The organism is Chromobacterium sinusclupearum (assembly GCF_002902845.1).
Classification (GTDB): Bacteria; Pseudomonadota; Gammaproteobacteria; order Burkholderiales; family Chromobacteriaceae; genus Chromobacterium; species Chromobacterium sinusclupearum.
The window spans coordinates 3,761-12,611 of sequence record NZ_PPTF01000095.1; the positions used below are offsets into that span (position 1 = coordinate 3,761).

Annotated in this window: 9 protein-coding genes and 1 pseudogene; 4 read left to right on the forward strand and 6 right to left on the reverse strand. The window is 60.6% G+C overall.

Features of this window, described 5'->3' with window-relative positions; all coding sequences use genetic code 11:
* From C2134_RS22005 to C2134_RS19720, 6 genes and pseudogenes are all read right to left on the reverse strand, one after another.
* Positions 1–647: pseudogene (locus tag C2134_RS22005) on the reverse strand (EscN/YscN/HrcN family type III secretion system ATPase); the annotation flags it as partial.
* Positions 634–2,685: an EscV/YscV/HrcV family type III secretion system export apparatus protein gene (locus C2134_RS19695; RefSeq protein WP_103321773.1), complete on the reverse strand. Its 2,052-nt coding sequence runs from the start codon at positions 2,683–2,685 to the stop codon at positions 634–636. The pseudogene C2134_RS22005 and the gene C2134_RS19695, both read right to left, overlap by 14 nt.
* Positions 2,669–3,052 carry a hypothetical protein gene (locus C2134_RS19700; protein WP_199180006.1) on the reverse strand — a complete coding sequence of 128 codons (384 nt, stop codon included), beginning with the start codon at positions 3,050–3,052 and terminating at the stop codon, positions 2,669–2,671. Before C2134_RS19700 ends, C2134_RS19695 begins: the two co-directional genes overlap by 17 nt.
* A 159-nt stretch (positions 3,053–3,211) precedes the next feature.
* The gene (locus C2134_RS19705) at positions 3,212–4,174 is read right to left on the reverse strand and encodes a T3SS effector SopD family protein (RefSeq protein WP_103321775.1); all 963 of its coding nucleotides are present in this window, start codon (positions 4,172–4,174) and stop codon (positions 3,212–3,214) included.
* Between the two features lie 146 nt (positions 4,175–4,320).
* On the reverse strand, positions 4,321–5,364 hold the full coding sequence (locus C2134_RS19710; RefSeq protein WP_146042230.1) for an Ig-like domain-containing domain: 1,044 nt from the start codon (positions 5,362–5,364) through the stop codon (positions 4,321–4,323).
* A gap of 138 nt (positions 5,365–5,502) precedes the next feature.
* A complete protein-coding gene (locus C2134_RS19720) occupies positions 5,503–6,330 on the reverse strand; it encodes a hypothetical protein (RefSeq protein WP_103321778.1) in 828 nt (275 codons plus the stop codon).
* 166 nt (positions 6,331–6,496) lie between these two features.
* Between C2134_RS19720 and sctR the strand changes: the two genes are divergently transcribed.
* From sctR to C2134_RS19740, 4 genes are all read left to right on the forward strand, one after another.
* A complete protein-coding gene (sctR, locus tag C2134_RS19725) occupies positions 6,497–7,144 on the forward strand; it encodes a type III secretion system export apparatus subunit SctR (RefSeq protein ID WP_043627572.1) in 648 nt (215 codons plus the stop codon).
* A 10-nt stretch (positions 7,145–7,154) separates the two neighbouring features.
* Positions 7,155–7,424, forward strand: a complete 270-nt coding sequence (sctS, locus tag C2134_RS19730; RefSeq protein ID WP_103321779.1) for a type III secretion system export apparatus subunit SctS — start codon at positions 7,155–7,157, stop codon at positions 7,422–7,424.
* A gap of 2 nt (positions 7,425–7,426) precedes the next feature.
* A complete protein-coding gene (sctT, locus tag C2134_RS19735; protein WP_103321780.1) occupies positions 7,427–8,206 on the forward strand; it encodes a type III secretion system export apparatus subunit SctT in 780 nt (259 codons plus the stop codon).
* On the forward strand, positions 8,203–8,851 hold a 649-nt coding region (locus tag C2134_RS19740; protein ID WP_199180007.1), incomplete at its 3' end, for an EscU/YscU/HrcU family type III secretion system export apparatus switch protein. The genes sctT and C2134_RS19740, both read left to right, overlap by 4 nt.

Below are 8,851 nucleotides of genomic sequence, written 5' to 3' on the forward strand. Positions count from 1 at the left end.
CGCTGGCGCGCCTCGGCGCTCAACACGTGCTCCAGAAACTCCCGCACTTCGCGCCCGCGCTCGCCGATCAAGGCCAGCACCACCACGTCGGCGTCGCTGCCGGCCGCCAGCATGCCCAGCAAGGTGCTTTTGCCGCAGCCGGCCGGGGCGAAGATGCCCAGGCGCTGTCCCACGCCGACGGTGAGCGCGGCGTCGATGGCGCGCACGCCCATCGGCAGCGCGGTATCGATGACGCTGCGTTGCATCGGGTCGGGCGGGTCGCTGTCGATTTCCCTGCGGCTGCTCGCCGGCGGGGCCGGCAGACCATCTATCGGACGGCCCAGCGCGTCGACTACCCGTCCCAGCATGGCATCGCCGACGCCGATGTCGGCGCGGCGTCCGCTGGGCCGCACCAGCATGCCGCTGCACAAGCCGACGGGCTCGCGATACGGCGACAGCAGGGCCTCCTCGCCGACGATGGCGACAACCTCCGCCGGATCGTCGCCAGGCAGGGCGCATAATTCTCCCAGGCCGGCGCCGGGCAAATGGGCGCGCAGCAAGGTGGCGCCGACTTCGGACAGCCGGCCTTCCAGCCGGCCTGCGCGGCCCGTCTCCAGTTGCGGCGGCTCGATGGCGTCCAGCACGGCGAAGTAATCAGGCAGTCGCATGGGCGTCTCCTATCAGTTCCACATGGCCCAGCACCTTGAGTTCCGCTTCGTCCCCCAATTCCTGGAATGACAGGACCGGCACCGAGAACAGGTCGCGCTCGATCAGCTTGCGCACGAAGCGGCGCACATCAATCGCGGTGACCAAGGCCATGCCCGCTGCGCCGCTCTTTTCCAGCGAGGACCGTATCTCGCCGATGATGGCCTGGTTCTCCTCCGTGCTGAGCGCGGAGTAGGAGCCGGCGGAGGTCTGGCGGATCGATTCGCGTATGGTCTGCTCGATATGGCCGCCGATGACCCAGGCGCTGATCCAGGGTTGGCCGCGGCGCTGGCGGCCGACGATATGGCGGCGCAGCGCCAGCCTGGCGTACTCGGTCAGCATCACCGGGTCTTTTTCGCGCGGCGCCCACTCCACCAGCGCCTCGAACACGGCGCGCAGATCGCGGATGGACACCCCTTCGGCGACCAGGCGCTGCAAGACATCGGCCACGCGGCCCACCGGCAGCTGCCGCTGCAGCTCCTTCACCAGCTCGCCATAGCGCTGCTCCATCTGGTCCATCAGGTAGCGGGCCTCCTGCACGCCTATCAGCTCGGCGGCGTAGCGGTCCAGCGCCAGCGACACCAGATGGACCACGCGTTCGGCGTCCCGATACAGCGTGTGTCCCAGCGCGGCCAAGCCGGATGCTTGGTCCGGCGCAATCCACTGCAGCGTGATGCCGCCGAATGGCAGCGCGTCGCGCGCGGCGGCCTGCGGCAGCGCGGGGCTGGCCGCATCCAGCAGCAACATAGGGCGCAGTTCCAGTTGCAGCACCGGCTCTTGATACAGCAGGAAAACCATCTGGCGCGGCGGCAGGCTGGTGTCGGCCTGCAGCAGGATTTCCGGCAAGGGCAGGCCAAGCTGTTCCAGCTTTTGTCCCCGCAACTCGCTCAAGCTGCCTGCCAGCGCGCCGCCCTGGGCCAGTTCCGGGTGGACGCGCAGCAGCAGCGGAATGGCGCCGATGGCCGGCGCGGCGTCTGCCGCATCGCTGCCGTCCGCGCTGTCGGTTACATGGCCGGATGAGGCATCGCGCCCATCCCGCCGCGATACCCACCAAGCGGTGCCGGCCACGGCGGCGGCCAGCGCCAGGAACACCACCACGGGAAAGCCGGGCAGGCAGGCGAACAGCGCCAGCACCGCCGCCACGATCCACAAGGCCTGGCGCTGGCGCAGGATCTGCGAGGACAGTTCGGCCGCCAGGTTGCGCCGCGTTTCGCCCGGCACGCGGGTGACGATGATGCCGGCGGCGATGGAGATCAGCAGCGCGGGAATCTGCGCGATCAGCCCGTCGCCCACCGATAGGATGGCGTAGGTGGAGGCGGCCTCGCTCGCGCTCATCTCATGCATGAACACGCCTACGCAGATGCCGCCGAAGATGTTCACCAGGATGACGATGATGGAGGCGATGGCGTCGCCTTTGACAAACTTCATTGCGCCATCCATGGCGCCGTAGAGCTGGCTTTCCTTCTGGACCAGGGCGCGTTCGCGCTTGGCCTGGGCCGCGTCGATGATGCCGGCGCGCATATCGCCGTCTATGCTCATCTGCTTGCCCGGCATGCCATCCAGCGAAAAGCGCGCGCTGACTTCGGCCACCCGTTCCGAACCCTTGGTGATGACGATGAACTGCACCACGGTGATGATGGCGAACACGATCAGGCCCACCGCCAGATTGCCGCCCACGGCGAAATTGCCGAAGGTGTAGACGATCTCGCCGGCGTCGTGCTGCAGCAGGATAAGGCGGCTGGTGCTGATGGTCAGGGCCAGCCGGTATAGCGTGGTGATCAGCAGCACGGCGGGGAAGGCGGAGAACTCCATCGGCTCGCGGATATACACCGCCATCATCAGCAGCGTGATGGACAGGGCCAGGTTGATGGCGATCAGCACATCCACCAGCAGGGTGGGCAGCGGCACGATCATCATGAAGATGGCCATCAGCAGCATGGCCGCCAGCACCACATCCTGGCGCGATTGCAGGCCCTGCAGCCAGTCATTGATCTTTTTCATGCGAGTCCTCCATGACGCGGTCCATCAATCGGCGCTGTTGGCGGGAAAGGCTGGCCCAATGCTCGGCCCCGCTGTCCTGCGGGGCTGTGGCGGCCAGCCACAAACAACCGCGGGCGATCCAGGCGCGCAAAGGCACGCCGCCGCCGGCTTCGGGCTGCAGCAGGCCAAGCAGGCGCAGCAGCGTCGCCTGGCCTTGTTCGCGGCGTATTGGCCGCGATAGCGCCAGTCTGGCCCGGCCTGTGTGCTGTTCCAGATAGAAGGTGTCCCGGCCTAGCCGTATAGCCAGATTCGACGACGCCGACGCGCCTTGCGCATCCATCAGGCGTAGCCAGAGTTCCGACTGTCGTTGCCATTGCAGGTCCATCATCGCTCTCCGATTCGATGAGCTAAGCATGCCTTTGGTCTTGGCCGTGGGGGATAGGGTAAACACCTGATCTGCCGATGCGCGCAACACGGTGTGCGAGTTGGCGGTAGAACTGTGCGGGTTTTGGCTGGGGATTCAGCCGCCACGAGGCGGCTGATTGGCCTAGACGAGGGAGAGCAGAGTGTGAAGATGGGTTTGCTGGTTGACGACTGCTTGCGGAATGCCAAATAGCTTGCCCAAAGTCGTATGGCCCACAGGTTGTTGATGTAGGGCGCGCGCCACATCCGGGGCGTCCAGGGCGTAATCGTCCATCAATTGGCGCAGCGCCTCTTTTTGAGGCGTGGCGGCATAGCGCAGCATGGAGTCTTGTTCGGTAAGGTGCCCTTTGGCGCATAGATCGCGCAGATTTTGATAGTCGCCGTGCCAAAGCTCGCTTTTCAGCCGGTCGCCGCGGAATTCCATATTTGATGAAATCCGATTGGACAGCACCAGGTCTCCCGTTTTGAATCGGGCAATAAATTTGGATGGATCCGCATGCTCTGTGACAGCCAGCAGGTTCTCCCGGCCATATCGGGAATCATCCAGGCTTGACCGCAGCATTTGCTGAGTATCCGGGTCGTCGCTCATGCACTGGATATTCGACTCCATATAACTGTCCAGCGTAAAAGAATCGGGATGGTGAGCGACGAACTGGCGGAATTCCATCCCAATCTTGCCGACGCAGAAATCATTGAACGGCGTCTCCGGGGTATCGGCCAGCATGCCGGCCTGGTAGACAGTGTGCTCGGCGATGCGGAGCGCGTATCCCCATTTTCCATCCTTGCCCGGCGCGTGGACATCTACCAAGAAATCATTTTGGTGCCTGGGGTGAGCAAGCTCGGTCAGGCGTTCAAACTTTTCCAGCATTCCCAACGGTTCACGGTTTTGTTCGGAAGGTCGATGTATGCTGTTGAACAGGGTTTCTATCGCCTGCCTTTTCACGCCGCCTTGGAAGTAGTCCTTGATCTTGTCCCATAATCCCATTTTGCTTGCTTCCGCAAGCGTGTTCGCGCTGATGATTCTGTCGATGCGACTCTCATTGAAATTGAAATTTTGCTGTTTGCCGACACTGATTTCAATGGCCATGATTGCACTCTCCTTGATTGTGGCTTGTCATTTCCTATAGCTTTTTTTAATCTTTGGCTCCTGCGCAAGTGGCTTATTGCACGGTATGAGGCGTCCGGTCCTGATTGGGGGCTGTCATGTGATTGTTCTCCTGTTGGGCCTGTCTGCTATTGATAACTCAATGTGTCTATGCCGCTTGTCGGTCCAGCGGTTAATCCTTGCGGCCGTGCTTCTGCTATGGCTGAATCATCTGCCAGATACCACCTTCCATTTCTTTGCACATAAGCGGTGTAGTGACCATTATTAAAGTAAGTGAAGCCGCTTAGCTGGCTGTTTTTTGGAATATTGGCGTAGCTGATTGGCATGGATAGGAGGTAGTTGCTTTGCAGGCCAGCAGGAATGGACTGAAACATATTTGGGTAGATAAAGTCGAGATTGATATTCAAGCCGCTCGCGTCAAAGGCAAATAGATCATGGGGCGAGCCTGGACCTGTTTTTGGCACATGGGGCAGGCTACGGATATAGCTGACGACCTTTTTAAGTTCGACTTCGAGTTGAGCGGCATTGCGCGTGTCATAGGCGGAGAAAAAAGCCTCGAATCCCTGGTTTGGGTGCTGCTTCAGCACCGCTAGACGAAGTGAGGGCTGATTGACGATTAATTGCAGCGCGGCATTGATGAAGCAGCTTGCGCCAAGATTGGCCAGACCGATAGGCTGATCTTGGTCGGCGGCAAGGGTTTTGAACGCCAGCGATGCAGCTTGCGTCAACCGCTGATTGTCTTGAGTCGCTACGCTTGTGCCAATCCTGATTTGGTATTGCTTGCCAGACAGGAGCGGCTTCATGGGCAGTACGATGATATTTCTGCCATCCGCTGTAGGCGTAAGAACGTGTGCAGGCAACATGCCGCCATTGTCCGGATCGATCAATTGAATCGTATTGGAATTTTGCGTGGAAATTGCCATGTTCTTGTCAAAAAACAAGCGAATCATGCCATGGCTGGATATTCCGGAATCGATAATATTGCTGTCGCGGAACATGACTTTGAATTCATGCGGCGATGGGTTTGCTTGTGATGCTTCAGTCTGCTTGCTGGGGGCGAGGGATGGGTTTGATTCGCCGCCGCCGCCGCAGGCGCTGAGCATCATGGATAGCGTGAAGGAAATCCAGTGTCTTGAATGGGGCAGGGTCTTAATATTTTCTATCTTGTTCATGATTCATATTTAAATTAGAGCGGCCATTTGATACGGCTCATAATTGTGAGTATGAGTCATTCATTCAGCGCCGCCGTGTAGCCTCCGCCAGGCTGCATCGGGTTAGGCTGTTTTTTAAATCGGATGGCCGCATTTTTATCAGCGGAAATGGTCCTCAATGATTTGCAGCGGGGCAAACTGCCTCACCGTCGGCGAGGCAGGCTCGGATTCGATGACTTCCCAGCCATCCAGCAGCCTGCTTTCATCGATTGGCGGCGGCAATGGCGCGTTGCCGGTTCGGTAGATCTGCACGATATTGGACCCCTTGCCTAAGCCATAGTATTTGTCAAAGTCCTGCCTGCCCTTGGCTGAGTTGAGCTGGTAGGTCAGGCCGAACTGGCCATCTACGACAAAGGTGCTCTCGCCGCTGCGCACTAGATTCATGGCATGGGAAAACCCTTTGCCTTTGACCGGAACCATGATGATGTTCCGGCTGTCGGGATGGCTGCGGCTTAACAGTTGTTCAGATAAGGGAGAGGTCTGTTCCAGCGAAAACGAGCTGTAGTTTTCCGCTGCGACATTTTGCGCCAACCCGCCTTGCCCGGTGCTTTGCGCCACCCAGAAATCGTTGATCTGCCCGCTTTCCAGCGCGGCAAGATTCTTTTCCACCGCCTTGCTGCAGATGACGCAATTCTGGTTGAGGGCGCCGCTGGAAAAATAGCTCCAGGCGTTGCTCAGCATGCCTTTGATTTGATGGGGGTTCGTGTGCTTGGCGATGAAGTCGAGCGAGGCGCCTAAGCCTTGTTCGGTTTTGCTGCGGAATTCCGCCGTCCGGTATGTTTCGCGCCCCAGGCCGTCATGGAAACTTGGCGCGTCCGTGATTTTATCCAGCATCGGTTCCTGCTGAGATAGCGATAGGTCGGCGATTTCGAAGTCGTCATCGCGGGTTTGATGCAGCGATGTCGGAGAAGGATTGAAACCAAGCATGATGCGCGCTCGCAGTTGTGGAAACTGGGCCAGTATGCTGATGGGGCAAACGATACGCAGTCCGGTAAACACCTGAGTCGGAAGGAGGAGGGTTCAGGTGTAGACCCGATGGGGCATCGGCAAGGCGAAACGGACAATGGATTCCAGAAATATCTGGAGCACAATCATGTCCCTGACCGAACAACCCGTTGCGTTGATCACCTTGCTGGCCGCCTTGTCATTGCTGCCGCTGCTGGTGGTGATGGGCACATCTTTTCTGAAGCTGTCCGTGGTATTCGCCTTGCTGCGCAATGCGCTGGGCGTCCAGCAGATTCCTCCCAATATCGCCCTGTATGGGCTGGCGCTGATCCTGTCGCTGTTCATCATGACGCCGGTCGGCATGGCGGTGCAGGACCGGCTGGCCGCCTCGCCGGCGGAGCCGCAAGCCAGCCTGTTGTCCCGGCTGTCTGACAATACGCTCGACCCGTATCGCCAGTTTTTGAAAAAACACACCGCGCCGGCGCAGTTGCGCTTCTTCCGCGACGCGGCGCGCAAGAACTGGCCGGACGACATCCGCGCCCGCGTCAGCGACGACTCGCTGCTGTTGCTGATGCCGGCCTTCGCCGTCAGCCAGCTGATTGAAGCCTTCAAGATTGGCCTGCTGTTGTTCCTGCCGTTCATCGCCATCGATCTCATCGTCTCCAATGTGCTGCTGGCCATGGGGATGATGATGGTGTCGCCGATGACCATCTCCATGCCTTTCAAGCTGCTGGTTTTCGTGCTGGTGGGCGGCTGGGACCGTTTGCTGGGACAGCTCTTGCTGTCTTATCGCTGAGGAGCGCGCCATGGGACAGGCGGAAATCGTGCAATTGGCCAGCGAGTTGTTGTGGCTGGTGCTGATGCTGTCATTGCCGGTGGTGCTGGTGGCGTCGGTGGTCGGCGTGCTGGTGGGCCTGGTGCAGGCGTTGACCCAGATCCAGGACCAGACCGTGTCCTTTGTCATCAAGCTGGTGGCGGCTTGCATCACGCTGGCGCTGACCTACCACTGGATGGGCGAGGCGCTGCTGGCTTACGCCATGCGCAGCTTTGATCTGATCTCGCGCATGGGGGGCTAGGCATGGACGAGCTGAATCGCTGGTGGCCGCTGCTGGGCGTGGCGATGATGCGTCCGCTGGGCGCCATGCTGCTGCTGCCCTTGTTTGGCTCGTCCATGCTGGGCGGCACGCTTACGCGCAACGCGCTGGCGTTGATGGCCACGCTGCCGATATTGCCGTTGTTGTCGCCGCTGGCGCTGCCCGATCCCACGCAGGCGCCGGCGGCCTATGCGCTCATCCTGGCCAGCGAGCTGGCGCTGGGGCTGATGCTGGGCTTTTCCGCCGCCATTCCGTTTTGGGCGCTGGACATGGCCGGTTTTGTATTGGACACCATGCGCGGCGCGTCTATGGCCGGCGTCTTCAATCCGTTGATGGGCGGGCAATCGTCGCCGCTGGGCGGGCTGTTTTCGCAGATGGCGGCGGTGCTGTTCATGGCCTTGGGCGGCTTCCATGCTTTCCTCTCCACGCTTTACGCGTCCTACCATACGCTGCCGCCGGGTCTGGGCTGGCATTGGGCGGGCCAGTTCATCCCCATGCTGCAGCGCGAATGGCACATGCTGTACACGCTGACGCTGGGTTTCGCCATGCCGGCGATGGTGATGATGGTGCTGATAGACCTGGCGCTGGGTTTGATCAATCGCTCGGTGCAGCAGCTGAATGTGTTTACGCTGTCCATGCCGATCAAGAGCGCCGCCACCCTGCTGATGCTGGTCATCGGCTTGCAGTTTGGCTTGTCCGATGTCTTGGCGCGTTTCGAGCACTTTGATGGCGGACTGATCCGCATGCTGGAATCGGCGCCATGAGCGAGAAGACCGAAAAGCCCACGGCCAAACGCCTGCGCGATGCCCGCGACGAAGGGCAGGTGGCCAAGAGCCAGGAGGTGAACGCCGTGGTGCAACTGGGGCTGATCCTGCTATGGCTGGGCGCGGAAGGGCATGCGCTGTACGCGGGGCTGGCCGGCTTCATCCATGGCTGCATCGATGCGGTCAATCTGCCGCTGGAAAGCGCCATGGCTCAGCTGACGGGCCAATTTGCCGAGCTGTGCCTGCGCTTCGTGTTCGGCTTGGCGGGATTGCTGGCATTGGCGCTCACGCTGACCGGCTTGATCCAGTCCGGCTTCCTGTTTGCCCCCAAGGCCATCCAGCCTTCGGCGCAGCGGATCAATCCGCTGTCCAACGCCAAGCAGATGGTGTCGCTGATGAAGCTGTTCGAACTCTGCAAGATGCTGCTGAAGGTGGGCGTGCTGGGCGTGACTTTCGCCTACTTGATAGAGCGTTACGCCGCCTCGTTCGCGCATCTGCCGCAGGCCGGGCTGGAGGCCGGGTTGGCGGTGTGCGCGCAGATGGCGCAGTGGATGTGGGCCATCCTGTTGGCGGTGACGGCGGTGTTCGCCGTGGCCGATTACGCCATGCAGCATTATCAGTTGCGCAAGCAGCTGATGATGTCGC